The sequence below is a fragment of the Mycobacterium simiae genome (assembly GCF_010727605.1).
GTDB lineage: Bacteria > Actinomycetota > Actinomycetes > Mycobacteriales > Mycobacteriaceae > Mycobacterium > Mycobacterium simiae.
Window position 1 is genome coordinate 3,046,026 of record NZ_AP022568.1, and the last position, 20,152, is coordinate 3,066,177.

Consider the following 20,152-nt stretch of genomic DNA (forward strand, 5'->3'; position numbering starts at 1 on the left):
GAAATTGTTTCCTGTCAGGAAACGGATCCCGATGACGGTCGGGCATCGTAGCGCGTTTCCCAACGACAGTGGCGCCCGTCAGATCGTAGGGTCTACTATGACGAATCAGCATTTCATACAAGGAAACAATCGGTTGATGTGTTGGCAATATTCGACCGGTTTCCTCTTAGTCGAGGAAGTCGCGGTAATCGCACCGTCGACAGTCAACGCCGAGGGAGAACCGCCATGCCCGTCACTCCTGACCTGGCGACGCTGTGTCGGGACACCGACACCGCGTTCGTTCTGGCGCTGTTCGTCGACCTCAACGGCAAGCCGTGCGCCAAGCTCGTTCCCGCTACAGCCGTCGAGGAGCTCAGCACCGACGGCGTCGGATTCGCCGGGTACGCCGTCGGCGCGATCGGCCAAACGCCGAAAGATCCCGATTTGATCGCCATGCCCGACCCGGCGTCGTTTACCCCGATCCCGTTCGTCAAGCCGGGCCTAGCGCTGGTGCACTGCGACCCCTACGTACTAGGCAGCCCGTGGCCGTTCGCGCCGCGCAACATTCTCAAGGCCGTGCTGCGCCAGGTGGGCGACGCCGGGTTTGACGCCTGGGTGGGCGCCGAGGTCGAGTACTTCTTGCTCAAGAAGAATCCCGACGGCACCCTCACTACCGCCGACGACGCCGACACCGCCCCGCAGCCCTGTTACGACGCGCGTGCCGTCACCCGCATGTATGACCACTTGACCTCGCTCAGCGACGCGATGAACGCGCTCGGCTGGGGCAACTACGCCAACGACCACGAGGACGGAAACGGGCAATTCGAACAGAACTTCAAGTTCGCCGATGCCCTGACCACTGCCGACCGCGTCGTCACACTGCGCTATCTGATGTCGGTGCTGGCCGCGGAGCGCGGCATGATTGCCACGTTCATGCCCAAACCCTTCGCCGACCGCACCGGCAGCGGCCTACATCTGCACCTGTCCCTGACCAGCGCGGGAGCGGCCGTATTTCCCGGTGTCGAGGACGAGCGCGGGCTCGGGCTCTCGCAGACCGCGTACGGCTTCGTGGGCGGCCTCCTCGATCACGCCGCCGCGCTGCAGGCGCTGATCGCCCCAACTGTCAACTCCTACAAGCGAACCGGAGCGGTGTCCACTGCCTCCGGAGCGTCCTGGGCGCCCCGCGCACCGACCTACGGTGGAAACGACCGGACCCACTATGTCCGGGTGCCCGACAACCAGCGCGTCGAGCTGCGCGGGGGAGACGGCTCGGCCAACCCCTACCTGGCCATAGCGGCAGCCCTGGGTGCCGGCCTGGACGGCATCAAACGCAGCACCGACCCCGGTGCCATCGGCACGCTCGCCGCCACCCGGCCGGCCCTGCCGTTGACCTTGTTGCACGCCGTGGAGCATCTCGAATCCGACGCGGTGCTGACCGGCGTCCTCGATGCGGCGCTGCCACCAGGCGAGCGCGTCGAAAAGCCAACGGTGTCAGACTATTACGCGGCGCTCAAGCGTGATGAATTCTTCGCCTGGCACGCCGCGATCAGCCCCTGGGAAATCGACACCTACCTGGCCGCCTTCTAGCGGCTGCCGTTAACAGACGAAGGACTCACCACACAATGTGCGGCATCATCGGGTTACACCTGCGCAACCCCGATCTCTACCCACGGCTGGGCGCACTGCTCGCTGCGATGCTCGGCGAGATGCAAGACCGCGGCGCCGATTCGGCCGGGGTGGCGATCTACGGCGACCCGGTATGGTCACCGAGCGGGCAGGGCTGCGTCAGCCTCATCGGCGTCACCGGGGACGCCCGAAGCGCCGTGGCCGCGGTCGGCGCCGAACTCGGACAGCCCGTCGACGCCGTCTTCGTCGCCGACACCTTGTTGCTGCGCAGTGCGGCCCCGGCCGCGGTGCTGCTCGATGCCGCTCGGGTCGCGTTTCCGCACGCGGTCCTCGCCGGCTTCGGCCAAGATTTCGCAGTGCTCAAAGGGGTTGGGCGGCCGCGAGATTTGGTGCAGCGCTGGGGCTTGGCCGCCGCGCAGGGCTGGCAGGGTGTCGGCCACACCCGGATGGCCACCGAATCGGCGGTGAACCCGTCGGGTTGTCACCCGTACGCGGTGGGACCAGGTCAATGTTTGGTCCACAACGGCTCGTTCGCTAACCACGCCAGTATCCGACGGGAATTGCAAAGGGCCGGTGTGCAATTCGATTCCGAAAACGACAGCGAAGTGGGCGCGCGCTTTGTTGCCCAACAGCTCGCCGACGGGCGGGACATGCAAACCGCGCTGAAGGCGTTGTGTGCCGCCTTCGACGGCTTCTACACACTGCTGGTGTCCGACCGCAATTCGTTCGCGGTGGTCCGCGACGCCATCGCGTGCAAGCCCGCGGTGATCGCCGAAACCGACGACTGGGTAGCGATGGCCAGCGAATACCGCGCGCTTGCCCAATTGCCCGGTGTCGAGCGGGCCCGCGTCTGGGAACCCCAACCCGAGGTGGTCTACGCATGGACCAGATGAGCACGGAGTTCGACCTACGCCACACACCATTGCGCGAGGTGAACACGAAGCTGCATGCGGCAGAGCTGTTCGGCGACTTCGTGATCCGTAATCCCGCGGGTGCGCACAACGTCGCGGTCGGGCTCAACGCGCCGGTGCGGGTGACCATCGACGGGCACGTGGGTTATTACGCGGCGGGCATGAACCAGCAGGCCGGGATCACCATCGCCGGCAACGCCGGCACCGGTGTCGCCGAGAACATGATGAGCGGCACGGTCTGGGTCACCGGCGACGCGTCCCAATCGGCGGGGGCGACCGCCCACGGCGGGCTACTGGTCATTGAGGGCAATGCCGCTGCGCGGTGCGGTATTTCGATGAAAGGTGCCGACATCGTGGTGGGCGGCGACGTCGGTCACATGAGCGCGTTCATGGCCCAGGCCGGACGACTGGTGGTCCGCGGCGACGCCGGCGAGGCGCTCGGTGACTCGATCTACGAGGCCCGGATCTACGTGCGCGGCCACGTCGCATCGCTGGGCGCCGACTGCGTACCCAAGCAGATGACCGACGAGCACCATGCCGAGCTGGCGGCGCTGCTCAAGGCTGCGGGATTCGAGGACGACCAGACCAGCGAGTACACCCGCTACGGCTCGGCTCGCGCCCTGTACCACTTCCACGTCGACAATGCGAGCGCCTACTGATGACTGCGATCCGGCCGACATTCCAAACGAGCAGCGAAATCAGCAGTGATTCCCGTGCACAACGCGGACTGCGGGAATCCGCCACCTTCGACCGCGCCGCCATTGCCGCGATTCAGCGGGCGGCAGAGACCGGGATCTACGACATCCGCGGCTGGGGTGCCAAGCGGGCGCTGCCGCACTTCGACGACCTGCTGTTCCTGGGTGCGTCCATGTCGCGCTACCCACTGGAGGGGTACCGCGAGCGCTGTGGAACCGATGTGGTGGTGGGCGACCGTCATGCCAAACGGCCGCTGCGGCTGGCCATTCCGATCACCATCGCCGGAATGAGTTTCGGCGCGCTGTCTGCGCAGGCGAAAGAAGCCCTCGGCCGCGGCGCCAGCGAGGTCGGTACCTCCACCACCACCGGTGACGGCGGCATGACGGCGGAGGAACGCGGCCACAGCACGCAGCTGGTCTATCAATATCTGCCGTCGCGGTACGGGATGAACCCGGACGACATGCGCAAGGCCGACGCCATCGAGGTGGTGTTGGGGCAGGGGGCCAAGCCAGGCGGCGGCGGAATGCTCTTGGGCCAGAAGATCTCCGACCGGGTCGCGGCGATGCGCACGCTGCCGCCCGGTATCGACCAACGCAGCGCCTGCCGGCATCCGGACTGGACCGGTCCGGATGACCTCACCATCAAAATCAACGAGCTGCGCGAGGTCACCGATTGGGAAAAGCCCATCTACGTCAAACTCGGCGCGACCCGCACCTATTACGACGTCAAACTCGCCGTCCACGCCGGTGCGGACGTCGTCGTGGTCGACGGCATGCAGGGCGGCACCGCTGCCACACAGGAGGTGTTCATCGAGCACGTCGGTATCCCCACGCTGGCCGCCATTCCGCAGGCGGTGCAGGCGCTACAGGAACTCGGGGTGCACCGGAAGGTCCAGCTCATTGTCTCCGGCGGTATCCGCAGCGGCGCCGACGTGGCCAAGGCGCTCGCGTTGGGAGCCGACGCCGTCGCCATCGGCACCGCCGCGCTGATTGCGTTGGGGGACAATCACCCTCGTTACGCCGCGGAATACGAGCAGCTCGGCAGCGCGGCGGGCTTCTACGACGACTTCCAAGACGGCCGCGATCCGGCAGGCATCAGCACCCAAGACCCCGATCTGGCGGCCCGATTCGATCCGGTCGCGGGTGGCCGGCGGTTGGCCAACTACCTGCGCGTGCTCACCATGGAGGCCCAGACCATTGCCCGGGCCTGCGGGAAGGCACACGTCTGCCACCTCGAGCCCGAGGACCTGGTGGCCGTCACCATCGAGGCGGCCGCCATGGCCCGAGTGCCGCTGGCGGGCACCGAGTGGATCCCCGGCACCGTGGGTGGGCTATGACCGCTGAAACCGCCGATGTCCTCATCGTTGGCGGCGGTCTCGAGGGCGCCGCTGCTGCCTGGGCGCTGAGCCAGCGAGGCGTCACCGATGTCGTTGTTGCCGAACGTAATACCGTCGGCTCGGGGATGACGGGGAAATCCAGCGGCATCGTGCGCTGTCACTACGGAGTCGGTTCGCTGGCCGCCATGGCGGCCGTCGGTCTCGAGGTCTTCGAGAAGGCCGAGGAACTCTTCGGCACCGACATCGGTTTCCGCCAGACCGGCTACGTGGTCGGAGTGGGCGAAGCCAACGCGGACAACATGCGCAAAAGCCTTGCTGCTCAACGCGAAGTAGGGGTCCAGACCGAAGAGATCGACAAGTCCGAGGTCGCCCGGCTCTGGCCGTATGCCGACCTGGAGCCGTTCGGCGCGTTCGGCTTCGAGGCGCGCGGCGGTTACGGCGATGCCTACCAAACCGCCCAGGCGATGATGCTGACCGCGCGCGCCGCCGGCGCCCGCCTGCGGCAGGGCGCCCGGGTGGTGCGGCTGCTGGTGGCCGCCGATCGTGCCTCGGGGGCGGTGTTGGCGGACGGCACCGAGATCCACGCCGGCACCGTCGTCGTCGCCACCGGCGCGTGGACGCCCCCGTTGCTGGCTCCCCATGGCATCGACGTCCCCATCACCGTGCACCGCGAGCAGATCGTGCTGGTGGCGCTCGGCGTCGAGCTGGGACCGGTGCCGGTGTTCTCCGATTTGATTTCGCTGCAATACGTTCGGCCGGAAATCGGCGGTGACCTCCTGTTCGGTAATTCGGATCTCGCCGAACTCGACGTGGCCGACCCGGACCGTTATCTGAACCGCGCCGATGAGGCATTTCTCGGTTTAGCGGCCGAGAAAATCAGCGCCCGGTTCCCCGGTCTGGGCGACGCCTCGATCAGCGGCAGCTACGCCGGCTGCTACGACGTCACTCCGGACTGGAACCCGGTGATCTCGCGTTGCGCTGTCGACGGGTTGATCATCGCCGCCGGATTCAGTGGTCATGGTTTCAAGATCTCGCCGGCGGTGGGGCGGTTGGTGGCCGACCTGGTGGTCGACGGACACTCCAGTGACCCACGCATCCCCGAATCGGACTTCCGGTTATCGCGGTTCGCCGAAGACAAACCGCTCACCAGCCGATTTCCCTACCTGGGCGCCGGCGAGATGCGCTGAGCGGGTGGGTACCGGCTAGTCCAGCTCCCACGCGGCGGTCACCGAGAAGCTCACCGTCTGCTGACCGGGCTCCAGCGGTACCGGGATGGCCATGGCCTTGGGTGCCGGCTGGCCCCCGGGCGGGGGTGGGCCCCCGGTGGCCTCCGAAATGGACAGCACCTTGCCCAGTCGCAGGCCGGACAACTGCGCGTACTGGTCGGCACGGTTCTTGGCGTCGTTGAACGCCCGCGCCCGCGCATCCTTGACCAGTTGCGAGTCGTCGGCGATCGAGTAGCTGACCGAACTGATCCGAGTGGCATCGCCGCCGGTGCTCACGATCAGCGCCAGCATGCGCGACGCCGCGTCCGTCGGGTGGATCTTCACCTGGATGGCATTGGTGGCACGGTAGCCGGTGATGATGGGCTCGGGACTGGCGTATTGGGGCTGCAAGGTCACCTGGGTGGTGCTGATGTCCTTGCGGTCGATGCCGGCACCGGTGAGCGCATTGATGACCGCCTGCTGACGGTCGTTGGTTTGATTCATCGCCGTGGTCACGTCCGGTGCATTGAATTCGATCCCGACGTCGGCGGTCAAGGTGTCCGGCACCCCTTGCACCTGCCCCGAACCCGTCACGGTCACCTGACGCGGATTCGCGCCCGGCGGCGCCGCAGTGTGGGAATCACACGCCGCTGCCGCGGTCATGGCCAGCACGGCCGAGGCAACGACGATCGACCAGCGTGGGCACCGTCCAGCGCGTTGTTCGACCGCCATGCCTGGCACCCTAGCCGCTGGTCGGTTCGCTGCTCCAGGATTTGTCCAACATTGGCGGGTTGACGCCGTCACCGTCTGCAGCGCAATTGTGAATCAACCTGTGCGCGAATGTGTTTGATACCAGCGCCAGCACCAGCAGCTGCAGAATCACGAGGGCAAGGGGTACGTCCACCGCGACCGTCGTCCAGATGAGGGTGGGAGTGGCGACCGGCGCGAACATCAGCCCGAAGATCATGCCGACTGCGCGCAGCGGCCCGTCCCGGTGCGGCTGCGCAGTCATCGTCGCTCGCGAAGACGGACGGGCAGTGCGGCCAGCCCGTGCATCAGAGTGCTGTTGCGGTATTGGAGCACGACGTTGTCAGCCAACGTGATTCGCTCGAAGCGATCGAGCAGTCGTCCGATCCCGATCTCACCCTCCAAGCGGGCCAGCGGCGCTCCGAGGCAGTGGTGAATTCCGTGCCCGAACGCGACATGCGGGTTGGGGGTCCTGGTCACGTCGAGGACGTCCGGCTTGTCGAATTGGCGGCCGTCGTGGTTGGCGCCGAGCAGCGCGATCAGCACCAGTTGCCGCGCCGGAATCTCGACCTCGCCCACCCGTACCGCCGAGGTGGTGTACCGCAGGGTGGCGGTGTTGAGCGGGCTTTCGATCCGCAGAAACTCTTCCACTGCCGAGGGCAGTATCCCGGGATCGGCGCGCAACGCCGCAAGTTGAGATGGATTGCGTAGCAGGGCGAGCACGCCGTTGCCGATCAGGTTCACCGTGGTCTCGTATCCGGCCAAAATCAGCAAGTAGGCGGTCGCCAGCAACTCGTCCTCGCCGAGCCGGTCGCCGACGTCGGAGGCGTTGACCAATGCGCTGAGCAGGTCATCGGCCGGCGCTGCGCGCTTGCCCGCGATCAACCCGGTCAGCAGCTCGATCAACGCGTTTTCCGAGCTTGTCAGTGCGGCGTGGTCGATGCTGGTGAGTAGCGGTTCGCACAGCAGGCGGAAGCGGTCGCTATCATCGGGCGGTACTCCCAACAGCTTGCCGATCACCCCGAGCGGCAGCCGAATCGCGTACGCCTGCATCAGGTCCACCACCGTGTCACCGTCGGCGGCCTGGGCGACCCCATCGAGCAACTCGTCGGCGATAGCGACGATGTCGGGGCGCATGCTGCGCACACTGCCGGCGGTGAACTCCTTGGTGAGCAGTTTGCGCAGCCGGGTGTGGTCTGGTGGATCCTGTTGCAGCATATGGTTATTGAGTAACGATTTGTGTGGGGTGTGGTCTCCCTGCGGGAGTAACTCGGCCAGCCCCTGCCAGTTCTTGCTCAGTCGCGGGTCGGCCAGCAAGACCCGCGCCTCGGCGTACCGGGTGATCAGCCACGCTTGCGTCGCCCCCCAGATGGTGACGCGGTGCGCCGGGGCCTCGGCATTGAGTGTGCGGTAGCAGGTATGTGGGTCCTGAATGAAGGCCCGCCCCAACCGCACCGGGCTTTCCGGCGTCGTGGGGTGCACACCGTTGCTGACTGAGTTCGGGCTCACACCACGAATCCTGCAGCCGCGCAACGACGTTATCCAGGACGTGCGATTCCTGGTTGTCCGACTCCCAGGCTCAGCCGGGGTCGAGTCGGCGCATGCCGTCCTCTGACGGGGAGCCGGGTTCGGCCCAGTAGGCAACCAGCACATGACCGGTCGCCGGCAGAACCATCTGCTGATAGTTCAGATTGAGCTTGCCCACCCGCGGATGGTTGACCAGCATCAAACCGGCAGGCTCGTACTTGACGTCGTGCCGTTCCCAGAGCTGGCGGAACCGGGGGCTTTGTCCGATCAGCTCGTCGACCAGTCCGATCAGTGCCGGGTCGGGCCGCTGGCCGTATAGGACGCGTAGCAGGGAGACGGCCCACGCGGTGAGTGCTTTCCAATTCCGGTAAAAGTGCTTTGCCTCCGGGTCACGGAACAATTCCCGCATGGTGTTGGAGCCGACCGCGTAGTGCGGCGACAACGCGTCGGCCAGTTTGTTGGCGATGACCACGGTGAGTCCGGGGTCGACGACGTGCGCCGCAGTCAGCGGCCAGCCGCCGATCAGTCCGCGAAGCCCGGGATGCGGATCCTGCAACGGCTCAACGGCATCGCCGGATCGGTGCCGCGTGAGGTTTCGCATGTACGCCACCGCGTCCTCGTCCAACTTCAGGGCTCGGCTCAGCGCAGTGAGAACCTGATCCGACGGGTTATCTTCGCGGCCCTGCTCGAGGCGCAGGTAGTAGTCCGTGCTGATGTTGGCCAGTATCGCCACTTCCTCCCGGCGCAAACCGGCTACCCGGCGGCGACTGCCCGGCGGCAGGCCGACCTCGCCGGGTTGCACCAGGCCTCGGCGGGCGCGCAGAAACTGCGCCAAGGCGGATTGTTCGGTCACACGGCCCACCCGTTCAGCAATCAGAGGTCGGCATGGGCTCGGTCTCGTCGTCTCCCGGTGAAGTAGCTGTTCAGCCCAGCATAACCAGGTGGGCAGCGGCCGGCCGGGTGACGCGAGGTCGGTAGGAATCGGCGGGATGCGGCGCGCACAATAACGGAAATTGGCGACTCGCGCGAATACTCATACAATTCTCCAATCATATTGGTTCTCATGATTATTCATACGAAAAGCAAATGTCGCAGCGTGCTCGATCGGCAATGTGAACAGTTATCGAATCCGTAATGAATTGGCCCGTGTGGGCTGTTGTCACTGGTTATCCCGCGTCTAACGTGGCGAGTCGTCTGATTCGGCAGCCAGCGTGGGCTGTTGAAAGTCCGTGAAATATACGGTTTTTGAGGAGCGGGTATGTCCTTTCTAAGGGCGCAACCGGAAGTATTGGACGCGGTTGCAGATGGGCTGCACAGCGTCAATGAAGCGGTCCGGGCGGGTAGTTCGGTGGCAACCACACCGACGACGGGAGTCGTCCCGGCCGCCGCGGATATCGTCTCAATATTGACTGCGGCGCAATTTGCCTCGCACGCGCAGCTTTTCCAGGCGATAAGTGCCGAGGCCGCCTCGGTCCGCGAACAATTGGCGACCACGCTTGGGATCAGCGCTCGGTCGTATGCCGCCACGGAAATTGCGAACTTGAGCGCGGTTGGCTAGGCGGGGACGAGGATGCTGGATTTCGCGCAGCTGCCGCCGGAGGTCAACTCCGCGCTGATATACACCGGCCCGGGTTCCGGACCGTTACTGGCTGCCGCCGCGGCGTGGGAGGCGTTGGCCGCTGAGCTGTACGCGGCCGCCGCCGCGTATGGGGCGCTGATAGCCGGGCTCACCGACGGCCCGTGGGAGGGGCCGTCGGCCTCGGCCATGCTGACGGTCGCCCTGCCTCAAGTCGTCTGGCTGCGTGACACCGCGGCGCAGGCAGAGCAGGCGGGCACCCAGGCCGCGACCGCCGCGGCTGCCTTCGAGGCGGCCTTCACCGAAACGGTGCCGCCGCCAGTGGTCGCGGCGAACCGGGCGTTGTTGCTAGAACTGCTGGCCACGAACTTTCTCGGGCAGAACACGGCGGCGATCGCGGCCGTCGAGACCGAATACGGGGAAATGTGGGCGCAGGATGCGGCCGCAATGTACGGCTACGCGGGTGCGTCGGCCGCGGCCGCGAAATTGCCGCAGCCCCAGCCCGCCGCGCCCACCACCAATCCCGCCGGGGCGGCCGGCCAGGCCGCCGCTGTCGCCCAGGCCGCCGGCAGCAATGCCGGCAGCAACGCGCCGGGCCTCGACACGGTGCCGCAGACGTTGTCCGCCCTGGCCGGAACACCGAATACCGCTCAGCCGCCGGGCTTTCCATTCGGGGGCATCGGGATGAACGACGAGGGGGACGGACTGCAGCTCAGTGGCCCGCTGGGCGATTTGTTCGAGGGCCTCACCGGCTCGCAGGAATTGGACCTCAGTTCGCCCTTCGACGCGTTCATCCGGATGGTGTCGCCCACCCGGCTGTTCACCACCGCGTTCAAGGACGTCCAGAGCATCGCGCAGGGCTTTGCGCCGCAGGCCGCCAAGGCCGCGACGGAGGGTGCGGCCAAGGTCGCCGAGGGGGCCGCCCGGGCCGTCGAGGCGGTACCGCAGGGGCTGTCCGGCGCCCTGGGCAATGCCTTGGGCGCGGCGGGCCGGGCGGCATCTGTCGGCGGCCTCTCGGTCCCGGCCTCCTGGGGGGCCGTGACCCCGGCGGTCAACCCGGCCGTGGTGACGCTCAACGGCCTGGGCGCGGGTGTCGGAGCCGCAGAACCGGCGACGCATGCGGTGGGTGGGATGCCGCTGATGGGCAGCGGCGCCGCGCGCAGCGTCGGGGCCGCCCACTTTGCGCCGCCGCGCTACGGTTTCAAGCCGTCGATCATCACGCACCCCCCGGCCGGCGGGTAACGGGGACGACCCGATCAGGGCGTGACGAGGATCTTGCAGTGCCGCTCGGGGTCGGCCAGGTCGTCGAAAGCGGTGCCGACCCCGTCCAGGCCCACCTCGCCGGTGATCAGCGGGCTGACGTCGATCTCGCCCTCGGCCAGGCTGCGCAGCGACTCGGCAAACTCCTCGGCGGTGTAGGCCAGGCAGAACTGCACGTTGATTTCCTTGGCGATCGCGAAGAATGGATGAAAGGTGTCGGACTCCATGCAGACACCGGCAACCACCAGCCGGGTGCCCGAACGGGCCCGCAGTAGCACGTCGTCGATGATGCCGGGCACCCCGATCGCCTCGAAGACTACGGCTGGTTTGTCGGCCCGTTTGACCGAGTCGAAGGGCGAACCGGCGGCGGCATCAAGTGTCTGATGCGCGCCCATGGCGGTGGCCAGCTCGCGCCGCTTCGACGAAAAGTCGGATGCCACAATGTTTTCCACACCCCGCACCCGCAGTGCGGCGATGATTGCGATGCCGATTGGGCCGCATCCCAGCACCAAGGCCGTTTCGCCGGGCTCGATGTTGGACTTGTTGACGGCGTGCAACCCCACCGCCATCGGCTCCGTCAGGGCGGCGTGCTTGAGGTCCAGGCCGTTGGGAATGGGCAGCAGTAGCGGCGCGGACAGCAGCATCCGCTCGGCGTAGCCGCCGATGGTGTGGTTGCTGTACACGATCGGCTCGACGCCCTGGGTAGACAACAGCAGTGGAACTGACGTGACGGAGGTCCCGGCCGGATGGGTCTCGGTGTCGGGTCCCGCCTCGAGCACCTCGGCGCTGAACTCGTGGCCCATGAAGATGTCGCGACTGAGATCCACCGCCATGCCGCCGGAGCCCCGCCTGACCCGCTCGGTCATGTCCAGCATCTGCTGGCCGTGGGCGGCGAAGTGCAAGTCGGAGCCGCATATTCCGCAGGCCCGAATAGCCACCAGCACCTGTCCGGGTCCGGGTACCGGGTCGGGGACGTCCTCGCGCAGCACCATGCGGCCGTCGCGCAGCACGGCGGCGCGCATCACTGCATCGCGTCTTGCTGCTCGCCGACGTGCTCGGTGATCGCCTTTACGATGGCCTCGCCGGCGCGGCCGATCAGTTGGTCACGGCGGTCTTTGGCCCAGTCGTGCGAGGCCCGCGACGCCGCCAGTTGACCCTTGAAGTGCGGGATCACTTTGCGGGCAACCAGATCGTAGGAGTGGTAGGTCGCCTCGGGGGAGGCCCAGTCATGACCGAGCATCAGCAATGTCCCGAACCCGCCCGACCGTTCCAGTAGGTCTTCGATGTGGGCGATGGCGTCATCGGGTGTGCCAATACAACAATTCCCTTTCGCCGCATAGTCTTCGACGAACTCATAGGGTGACTGCGTGCCCTCGACGGTGTTGGCCAGTGGCACGAAGCCCGCGGCGCCGAAGTAGTTGGCGAAATCCTGCAGACCGTACGTGCAATCCTGGATCGCCTGCTCGCGGGTGTCGGCGATGTGCATGATGGACAACACTCGCCAATCGGCGCGGTCCGGCTCGTCGCGACCGGCCTTGGCGGCCTGTTCACGCACGATGTCCCAGGTGGTTTCCAGTGCCGCGTAGCCACCGGGCACTGACATGGACAGCGACAGCAACGACGTCCCCATCGCACCCGCCAGGCGCGGTCCGGACGGCGAAATCATTGCTGCCGTTGAGATCTCGGGATACGGCCAGGTGTAGGGACGGATGTGCAGTTGCGCGTCACGCAAGGTGAACCAATCGGTGTGCCGATCGATGCGCTCGGTGGGGCCGGCACGGAACAGCGCCAGGATCGCCTCCAGTGACTCCTGCATCATGTGTCGCTGGTCGACCGGGTCGATGCCCATCATGTAGGCATCCGACGGCAACGCCCCGGGGCCGGTACCGAACATCACCCGGCCGCGGGTCAGATGGTCCAACAGCACCCAGCGGTCGGCCACCATCAGCGGGTGATGGTAGGGCAGCGAGACCACCCCGGTGCCCAGGCGGATGTGTTTGGTCCGTTCGGCCGCGGCTGCGATGAACACCTCTGGGCAGGCGATCAATTCGTAGCCACCGGAATGATGTTCGCCGAACCAGGCTTCGTCATAGCCCAGGCGGTCCAGGGCAACGACGCGTTCCATGTCGTATTCCAGTGCCACCGTGGGCGATTGGCCGATCGGATGAAAGGGCGTGATAAATACGCCGAAACGAAGCGGGGCGGTCACCGCAGCTCCAATCCGTTGAGAAATTCCAGCAGTGTCGAGTTGACCTCGTCGGGTCGTTCTTGTTGCAGCCAGTGTCCCGCGCCTTCGATCATCACCTGACGGTACGGACCGCAGATGAGCTCGCCGGCGCGGTCGGCCGGGGTGAAGGCCAGCACGGGATCGGTTGTGCCGCCGATGAATAGGCACGGAACCGCGATCTTCGCGCCGGCCAGCTCGGCAGTGATCTCCCAGTTGCGGTCGAAATTGCGGTACCAGTTCAGGCCGCCGGTGAACCCGGTGCGGGAGAACTCCGCGATGTAGTGGTCGAGCTCGTGCTGGCTGATCCAGTCCGGCAGCACCTCGGCGTCGGGCAGCCGCTCGATGAAGCCCTCGGGCCCCGGTGCCAGCATCCGCACCGCGGCCTCGTGGTCGCCGGGTGCGGCCGAACCGCCCATAATGCGGCGAATGAAGCGGGCGGGTTCGGCGTTGAGCTCACGGTCGGCAACGCCGGGCTCTTGGAAGTAAAGGATGTAAAAGAAGTTCTCGCCGAACCTGCCGCGCCACAGCTGCGTCGGCGGCGCCTTCGAGCGAGGTGTGGGCGGGACACTCAATCCGACCACCGCGGCGACTCGATCGGGATGTAGCAGCGGCGCGGTCCAGGCGACCGGGGCGCCCCAGTCGTGGCCGACCCAGACCGCCCGCTCGGCGCCGACATCGTCGAGCAAGCCGACGATGTCGCCGGTCAGCTCCCGGATGTTGTAGGCGTCGATCGCCTCCGGGCGCGACGATCCGCCGTACCCCCGCTGATCGGGTGCCAGCACGTGATAGCCGGCCTGCGCAAGGACCGGAATTTGGTGGCGCCAGGAGTAGGACAACTCGGGGAATCCGTGCGCCAAGACGACCACTGGCGCTCCGCGCTCGCCGGCGTCGACGACCCGAAGCCGGACCCCATTGGTCTCTACTAACCGTTCGGTAGATGTGGGCACCAACACACCAAAGCACAACCCCAATGAGCTGAGAAGTGCTCAGCTGGGTTGAAAATGGGTGTCACATACTTACCTCGGAGACGTCGCGTACCGGCGGCATCGACATCCCCGACGGGGCGGAAGGGAACGAATCGGCGTGCGGCGGCTGGACCACATCGTGTTGTGGACGAAGGATTCGCGCGCGTCGATGGACTTCTACACACAGGTGGTCGGCCTCGAGCCGGTGCGCTTCGACGAATTCGAAGCCGGCGAGGCACCGTTTCCGAGCGTGCGGGTGTGCGAAGAATCGATCATCGACCTGGTGCCGTTGGCCGGTATCGACGCCGTGGAGACACTGACGAAAGTCCCGGGGAGTGCCGGGCATGCGGTCAATCATGTGTGCCTGGCGCTGTCGAAGAGCGAATACGACGCGTTGGACCGGCGGCTGCGGGACGCGGGTGTCGACACCGGCGCCCGCCTGACCCGCAGCTACGGTGCTCGGGGGTGGGCGCCGCACGGGTTCTACTTTTCCGACCCCGATGGCAATGTGATCGAAGCCCGCCATTACGACTAACGGCGCGCGCCGAACCAATTTGCCGTGCTTTGGATCGGGCCGCTGGCAACATCGGGAACCCGCCGCTCGTTGTCTGGGCAGCACGGTGATGACCGCTGCGCTCCGGCATTGCCGGAGCTAGCGGTAGCCTGAACTTTCCAGCTGCGTGTATCGGAAGGACCTGGCCGAAAAGGCCGATGATTGATGAACCGGAAAAACGTGATTCGCACAGTCACGGCGATCGCTGTAGTACTGCTGCTCGGCTGGTCGTTCTTCTATTTCAGCGACGACACCCGCGGGTATAAACCCGTCGACACCTCGGTCGCGATGTCCCAGATCAACGGCGACAACGTCAAGAGTGCGCAGATCGACGACCGGGAACAGCAGCTGCGGCTGACCCTGAAAAAGGGCAACAACGACACCGACAACTCCGACAAGGTCATCACCAAGTACCCCAGCGGCTACGCCGTCGATCTTTTCAACGCGCTCAACGCGAAGAACGCCAAGGTCAGCACCGTCGTGAACGAGGGCAGCATCCTGGGTGAGCTGCTGGTGTACGTGCTGCCGCTGCTGTTGTTGGTGGGGCTGTTCGTGATGTTCTCCCGCATGCAGGGCGGCGCCCGGATGGGCTTCGGGTTCGGCAAGTCGCGTGCCAAACAGCTGTCCAAGGACATGCCGAAGACCACGTTCGCCGACGTCGCCGGGGTCGACGAGGCGGTCGAGGAGCTCTACGAGATCAAAGACTTCCTGCAGAACCCGGCGCGCTACCAGGCGCTGGGCGCCAAGATCCCCAAGGGTGTGCTGCTCTACGGCCCGCCCGGCACCGGCAAGACCTTGCTGGCCCGCGCCGTGGCCGGGGAGGCCGGGGTACCGTTCTTCACGATCTCCGGCTCCGACTTCGTCGAGATGTTCGTCGGCGTCGGCGCCTCCCGCGTACGCGACCTTTTCGAGCAGGCAAAACAAAACAGTCCGTGCATCATTTTCGTCGACGAAATCGACGCGGTCGGTCGTCAGCGCGGCGCCGGGCTGGGCGGCGGTCACGACGAGCGTGAGCAGACGCTCAACCAGTTGCTCGTCGAGATGGACGGCTTCGGCGACCGTGCCGGCGTCATCCTGATCGCCGCGACCAACCGGCCCGACATCCTGGACCCAGCGCTGCTGCGGCCCGGTCGCTTCGACCGTCAGATCCCGGTGTCCAACCCCGACCTGGCGGGCCGTCGCGCCGTGCTGGCCGTGCACTCGAAGGGCAAGCCGATCGCCCCCGACGCCGACCTCGACGGGCTGGCCAAGCGGACCGTCGGCATGACCGGCGCCGATCTGGCCAACGTGATCAACGAGGCGGCGCTGCTGACCGCTCGTGAGAACGGCACCGTGATCACCGGGCCCGCCCTGGAGGAGGCGGTGGACCGGGTGATCGGCGGTCCACGCCGCAAGGGCCGGATCATCAGCGAGCAGGAGAAGAAGATCACCGCCTACCACGAGGGCGGGCACACCCTGGCGGCGTGGGCGATGCCCGACATCGACCCGGTGTACAAGGTGACGATCCTGGCGCGCGGCCGCACCGGCGGGCACGCCGTCGCGGTGCCCGAAGAGGACAAGGGCCTGCGCACCCGCTCGGAGATGGTTGCGCAGCTGGTGTTCGCGATGGGCGGACGCGCGGCCGAGGAGCTGGTGTTCCGCGAGCCGACCACCGGCGCGGTATCCGACATCGAGCAGGCCACCAAGACCGCGCGTGCGATGGTCACCGAATTCGGCATGAGTTCCAAGCTCGGTGCGGTCAAATACGGCTCCGAGCACGGCGACCCCTTCCTGGGCCGCACCATGGGTACGCAGGCGGACTACTCGCACGAGGTGGCTCGCGACATCGACGACGAGATCCGCAAACTCATCGAGGCGGCCCACACCGAGGCCTGGGAGATCCTTACCGAATACCGCGACGTACTCGACACGCTGGCCGGCGAGCTGCTGGAAAAGGAGACCCTGCACCGCCCCGAACTGGAGAAGATCTTCGCCGACGTCGAAAAGCGGCCTCGGCTCGCCGTGTTCGACGATTTCGGTGGCCGGATCCCGTCGGATAAGCCGCCGATCAAGACGCCCGGCGAGCTGGCCATCGAGCGCGGCGAGCCGTGGCCCCAACCGGTCCCCGAACCGGCATTCAAGGCGGCGATCGCGGCAGCCAGCCAGGCGGCCGAGGCCGCACGGGCGGAGGCCGACAGAAAAGCTCATGGCCCCAACGGTTCTCGCGGCCCCCAGCGGCCGGTGGACCCGCAGCGGCCCACCCAGCCGGACTACGGCGCTCCGGCCGGCTGGTATGCGCCCGGTTGGCCACCACCGCAGCAGCCCCACCAGCCGCCGGGCCACTGGTATCCACCCGCGCCGCAACCCCATTGGCCGCAACCGGCACCGAGCCATCCGGGCCAGCAGAGCCGGGGTCAGGTCCAGGGTCAGCCCGCCTATCCGCCCTACCCGCCCTACCCCCCACCCGGGCAGCCCAGCCCGGATCCGGGAAGGCCGCCCGATCAGCCGGATGACGACGTAAGCCGGTCCAACCCGCCGGCCCGCGGCTGACGAACGGAGGATTCGATGGTGATGCCGGATACCCGCACCGCGCCGCACCGCGTACGGGCGTTCGACCAGCCGCGCGCGGAAGCAGCGGTCCGCGAGTTGTTGTACGCCATCGGCGAAGATCCGGATCGGGATGGGTTGCGGGAGACCCCGGCCCGGGTGGCGCGCGCGTATCGGGAGATGTTTTCCGGCCTCTACACCGAGCCTGACGCGGTGCTCAACACCATGTTCGACGAAGACCACGACGAGCTGGTGATTGTCAAAGAGATTCCGCTGTACTCGACGTGTGAGCATCACCTGGTGTCGTTTCACGGGGTGGCCCATGTGGGCTACATCCCCGGCCCGGACGGCCGGGTGACCGGTCTGTCGAAAATCGCTCGGCTGGTTGACCTTTACGCCAAACGGCCGCAGGTGCAGGAGCGGCTCACCAGCCAGATCGCCGACGCCCTGGTGAGTCGGCTCGCCCCCCGCGGGGTGATCGTCGTGGTCGAGGCGGAGCATCTGTGCATGGCGATGCGCGGTGTCCGCAAGCCCGGCGCCACTACCACCACCTCGGCGGTGCGCGGGCAGTTCAAGACCGATGCCGCCTCTCGAGCCGAAGCACTCGACCTCATCCTGCGTAGGTGAGTCCGCTGCCCGTGCAGGTGGTCGGGGTGGTGAACGTCACTGATGACTCATTCTCCGACGGCGGGCGTTACCTGTGTGCGGCCAGCGCCATCGCGCACGGCCTGGCACTGTCGGCCGACGGCGCGGGCATCATCGACGTCGGCGGGGAGTCGACCCGACCCGGTGCCACTCGAATCGACCCCAGGATCGAGAGCGCGCGCATTGTGCCGGTCGTCAAAGAGCTTGTGGCGCAAGGCCTTACCGTGAGCATCGACACCATGCACGCCGAAGTCGCGCGGGTGGCGCTGGAAAACGGAGCCCAAATCGTCAACGATGTGTCCGGCGGGCGTGCCGATGCCGCGATGGCGCCGCTGGTGGCCGAGGCCGGTGTGCCCTGGGTGCTGATGCACTGGCGATCGGTATCGTCCGACCAACCGCACCGGGCCCCCCAGTACCGTGACGTGGTGGCCGATGTGCGTGCCGAACTGCTGGCCGCTGTCGACGACGCCGTGGCCGCCGGGGTTGATCCGGACAACCTGATCATCGATCCGGGCCTGGGATTCGCTAAGACAGGACAACATAATTGGGCGTTGCTGCACGGCTTGCCCGAACTGGTGGCCACCGGGATCCCGGTCCTGGTGGGCGCGTCGCGCAAACGTTTTCTCGGTACGCTCTTGGCCGGACCGGATGGGTCCCCAAGACCACCCGACGGGCGCGAAACGGCGACGGCGGTGATATCCGCACTGGCCGCACTGCACGGCGTCTGGGGAGTGCGAGTGCACGATGTGCGGGCCTCGGTCGACGCTCTCAAAGTTGTCGGGGCCTGGACCCAAACCGAGCGGGATGAAAGCGATGGCTGACCGAATCGAGTTGCGCGGCTTAACAATTCACGGACACCACGGTGTCTTTGAGGCCGAGCGGACCGACGGCCAGGAATTCGTCGTCGACATCGTGGTGTGGATCGATCTGGCCGACGCCGCCGCCAGCGACGACCTGGCCGACACCCACGACTACGCGGCCCTGGCCCAGCGTGCCGCCGAGATCGTCGCCGGACCGCCCCGGAACCTGATCGAGACGGTGGGCGCCGAGATCGCCGAGCACGTGATGGCCGACAACCGGGTGCACGCCGTCGAGGTCACGGTGCACAAGCCGCAGGCGCCGATCCCGCAACGGTTCGCCGATGTCGCGGTGGTAATCCGGCGGTCGCGGCGGGGCGGTCGTGGTTCGGTGGTCCCCGCCGGCGGGGTGTGAATGACCGGCATCGACGACGACGCAGAACGACGCGGTGAGGTGGGGGCACGCCCCCACGAGTGGGAGGTACCCCCATCCGCTGGAGGGGGAAAGCAGCACACATGACCAGGGTCGTACTGTCCATCGGCTCCAACCTGGGCGACCGGCTGGCGCGGCTGCAGTCGGTCGTGGACGGGCTCGGTGCCGCGCTGCTGCAGATCTCCCCGGTATACGAGACGGCGCCGTGGGGGCGCGTGGATCAGGGGCCGTTCCTCAACGCGGTGCTGATCGCCGACGACCCCACCCTCGACGGGCAGGGTTGGCTACGCCGAGCCCAGGGATTCGAACGGGCCGCGGGCCGCATCCGCGGTGAGCGCTGGGGGCCGCGCACCCTGGACGTGGATTTGATCACCTGTTACTCCGCCGAGGGCGAGGTGTTCAGCCGGGACAACAACCTGACGCTGCCGCACCCGCTGGCCCACCTGCGTGCCTTCGTGATGGTGCCCTGGCTGGCCATCGACCCGGATGCGCGACTGACCGTGGCCGGCGGGCCGCGCCCGGTCGCCGAGCTGCTGGCCGAACTCGAGCCCGCCGATCAGCAGGCCGTCCAGTTGACCGGCTGGACCCTGCACCGTTACACCGACTCCCCAGGCGACCCGGAGTCGACGAGCTGATGGGGCCGACCAGGAAGCGGGACCTGACCGTCGCGGTGGTCGGCGCCGCGGTACTGAGTTATCTGCTGATCCAGGTGCTGTTCCGCTGGTTTCCGCCCGTCACGGTGTGGACGGGCCTGTCCCTGCTCGGGGTCGCGATCGGCGAAGCACTGTGGGCGCGCTACGTCCGGACCAAGATCAGTGACGGGGAAATCGGGGCCGGGCCCGGCTGGCTGCACCCGCTCGCGGTGGCCCGCAGTGTGACGGTCGCCAAAGCCTCGGCCTGGGTCGGCGCCCTGGTGCTGGGTTGGTGGGTCGGCGTGCTGGCGTTCTTCCTGCCGCGCCGATCCTGGTTGCGGGTCGCCGCCGAGGACACCACAGGGACTGTGGTCGCCGCGATCAGCGCGCTGGCATTGTTGGTTGCCGCGCTGTGGTTGCAGCATTGCTGTAAGTCCCCGCCGGATTCGACCGAGCGGGGCGAGGGAGCGGAAAGCTAGAACGGCCGAAGGTTGCCGCGCACCCGGGGGCC

General features: G+C 66.9%; 21 protein-coding genes. 14 read left to right on the forward strand and 7 right to left on the reverse strand.

All coding sequences use genetic code 11. The features are described 5' to 3' along the window. Window positions 1-225: 225 nt before the first annotated feature. Genes glnT through G6N33_RS14150 form a run of 5 tightly spaced genes read left to right on the forward strand, consistent with a single transcriptional unit; the run spans window position 226 to window position 5,735 of the window. Window positions 226-1,566: a type III glutamate--ammonia ligase gene (glnT, locus tag G6N33_RS14130; RefSeq protein ID WP_044508757.1), complete on the forward strand. Its 1,341-nt coding sequence runs from the start codon at window positions 226-228 to the stop codon at window positions 1,564-1,566. A 35-nt stretch (window positions 1,567-1,601) separates the two neighbouring features. After that, a complete protein-coding gene (locus G6N33_RS14135) occupies window positions 1,602-2,498 on the forward strand; it encodes a class II glutamine amidotransferase domain-containing protein (RefSeq protein ID WP_044508755.1) in 897 nt (298 codons plus the stop codon). Beyond that, window positions 2,486-3,175: a GltB/FmdC/FwdC-like GXGXG domain-containing protein gene (locus G6N33_RS14140; RefSeq protein WP_044508753.1), complete on the forward strand. Its 690-nt coding sequence runs from the start codon at window positions 2,486-2,488 to the stop codon at window positions 3,173-3,175. Before G6N33_RS14135 ends, G6N33_RS14140 begins: the two co-directional genes overlap by 13 nt. Then, window positions 3,175-4,548, forward strand: a complete 1,374-nt coding sequence (locus tag G6N33_RS14145) for an FMN-binding glutamate synthase family protein (protein WP_101528703.1) — start codon at window positions 3,175-3,177, stop codon at window positions 4,546-4,548. The genes G6N33_RS14140 and G6N33_RS14145 overlap by 1 nt, the downstream gene beginning before the upstream one ends. Beyond that, on the forward strand, window positions 4,545-5,735 hold the full coding sequence (locus tag G6N33_RS14150; protein ID WP_044508751.1) for an NAD(P)/FAD-dependent oxidoreductase: 1,191 nt from the start codon (window positions 4,545-4,547) through the stop codon (window positions 5,733-5,735). The genes G6N33_RS14145 and G6N33_RS14150 overlap by 4 nt, the downstream gene beginning before the upstream one ends. A gap of 15 nt (window positions 5,736-5,750) precedes the next feature. On the opposite strand, the gene G6N33_RS14155 is transcribed toward G6N33_RS14150, so the two are convergent. The 4 genes from G6N33_RS14155 to G6N33_RS14170 all read right to left on the reverse strand — a co-directional run bounded on the left by G6N33_RS14155 (window position 5,751) and on the right by G6N33_RS14170 (window position 8,880). Continuing rightward, window positions 5,751-6,485: an SIMPL domain-containing protein gene (locus tag G6N33_RS14155; protein ID WP_044508750.1), complete on the reverse strand. Its 735-nt coding sequence runs from the start codon at window positions 6,483-6,485 to the stop codon at window positions 5,751-5,753. A 10-nt stretch (window positions 6,486-6,495) separates the two neighbouring features. Further along, window positions 6,496-6,765: a hypothetical protein gene (locus G6N33_RS14160; protein WP_049919040.1), complete on the reverse strand. Its 270-nt coding sequence runs from the start codon at window positions 6,763-6,765 to the stop codon at window positions 6,496-6,498. Next, entirely contained in the window at window positions 6,762-8,009 is a 1,248-nt protein-coding gene (locus G6N33_RS14165; protein ID WP_231382498.1) for a cytochrome P450 family protein, read from the reverse strand. The genes G6N33_RS14160 and G6N33_RS14165 overlap by 4 nt, the downstream gene beginning before the upstream one ends. A 70-nt stretch (window positions 8,010-8,079) precedes the next feature. Then, window positions 8,080-8,880: a helix-turn-helix transcriptional regulator gene (locus G6N33_RS14170; protein ID WP_044508748.1), complete on the reverse strand. Its 801-nt coding sequence runs from the start codon at window positions 8,878-8,880 to the stop codon at window positions 8,080-8,082. Between the two features lie 405 nt (window positions 8,881-9,285). Here G6N33_RS14170 and G6N33_RS14175 point away from each other — a divergent pair, with 405 nt between their 5' ends. Next, on the forward strand, window positions 9,286-9,585 hold the full coding sequence (locus tag G6N33_RS14175; protein ID WP_044508746.1) for a PE family protein: 300 nt from the start codon (window positions 9,286-9,288) through the stop codon (window positions 9,583-9,585). A 12-nt stretch (window positions 9,586-9,597) separates the two neighbouring features. Further along, window positions 9,598-10,845 carry a PPE family protein gene (locus G6N33_RS14180; protein WP_101528704.1) on the forward strand — a complete coding sequence of 416 codons (1,248 nt, stop codon included), beginning with the start codon at window positions 9,598-9,600 and terminating at the stop codon, window positions 10,843-10,845. Window positions 10,846-10,859: 14 nt separating this feature from the next. On the opposite strand, the gene G6N33_RS14185 is transcribed toward G6N33_RS14180, so the two are convergent. The 3 genes from G6N33_RS14185 to G6N33_RS14195 are packed head-to-tail and all read right to left on the reverse strand — an operon-like array spanning window position 10,860 to window position 14,037. Further along, window positions 10,860-11,885, reverse strand: coding sequence for a zinc-binding dehydrogenase (locus tag G6N33_RS14185; protein WP_044508745.1), 1,026 nt, complete (start codon window positions 11,883-11,885; stop codon window positions 10,860-10,862). Further along, entirely contained in the window at window positions 11,885-13,072 is a 1,188-nt protein-coding gene (locus G6N33_RS14190; RefSeq protein ID WP_044508743.1) for an LLM class flavin-dependent oxidoreductase, read from the reverse strand. Before G6N33_RS14190 ends, G6N33_RS14185 begins: the two co-directional genes overlap by 1 nt. After that, window positions 13,069-14,037 (reverse strand): alpha/beta fold hydrolase, encoded by a 969-nt coding sequence (locus tag G6N33_RS14195; protein ID WP_101528723.1) that lies wholly within the window; start codon window positions 14,035-14,037, stop codon window positions 13,069-13,071. Before G6N33_RS14195 ends, G6N33_RS14190 begins: the two co-directional genes overlap by 4 nt. Before the next feature lie 187 nt (window positions 14,038-14,224). Between G6N33_RS14195 and G6N33_RS14200 the strand changes: the two genes are divergently transcribed. From G6N33_RS14200 to G6N33_RS14230, 7 genes are all read left to right on the forward strand, one after another. Continuing rightward, window positions 14,225-14,590: a VOC family protein gene (locus tag G6N33_RS14200; protein ID WP_044512479.1), complete on the forward strand. Its 366-nt coding sequence runs from the start codon at window positions 14,225-14,227 to the stop codon at window positions 14,588-14,590. Window positions 14,591-14,773: 183 nt separating this feature from the next. Then, window positions 14,774-17,137 (forward strand): ATP-dependent zinc metalloprotease FtsH, encoded by a 2,364-nt coding sequence (gene ftsH, locus G6N33_RS14205; RefSeq protein ID WP_044508741.1) that lies wholly within the window; start codon window positions 14,774-14,776, stop codon window positions 17,135-17,137. Between the two features lie 15 nt (window positions 17,138-17,152). Further along, window positions 17,153-17,761 (forward strand): GTP cyclohydrolase I FolE, encoded by a 609-nt coding sequence (gene folE / locus G6N33_RS14210; RefSeq protein ID WP_044508739.1) that lies wholly within the window; start codon window positions 17,153-17,155, stop codon window positions 17,759-17,761. Further along, a complete protein-coding gene (folP, locus tag G6N33_RS14215; protein WP_163771538.1) occupies window positions 17,758-18,600 on the forward strand; it encodes a dihydropteroate synthase in 843 nt (280 codons plus the stop codon). Before folE ends, folP begins: the two co-directional genes overlap by 4 nt. Next, on the forward strand, window positions 18,593-18,991 hold the full coding sequence (gene folB, locus G6N33_RS14220) for a dihydroneopterin aldolase (protein WP_044508737.1): 399 nt from the start codon (window positions 18,593-18,595) through the stop codon (window positions 18,989-18,991). Before folP ends, folB begins: the two co-directional genes overlap by 8 nt. A 101-nt stretch (window positions 18,992-19,092) precedes the next feature. Next, a complete protein-coding gene (gene folK, locus G6N33_RS14225; protein ID WP_044508735.1) occupies window positions 19,093-19,644 on the forward strand; it encodes a 2-amino-4-hydroxy-6-hydroxymethyldihydropteridine diphosphokinase in 552 nt (183 codons plus the stop codon). After that, the gene (locus G6N33_RS14230; RefSeq protein WP_044508734.1) at window positions 19,644-20,120 is read left to right on the forward strand and encodes a DUF3180 domain-containing protein; all 477 of its coding nucleotides are present in this window, start codon (window positions 19,644-19,646) and stop codon (window positions 20,118-20,120) included. Before folK ends, G6N33_RS14230 begins: the two co-directional genes overlap by 1 nt. Window positions 20,121-20,152: the final 32 nt, after the last annotated feature.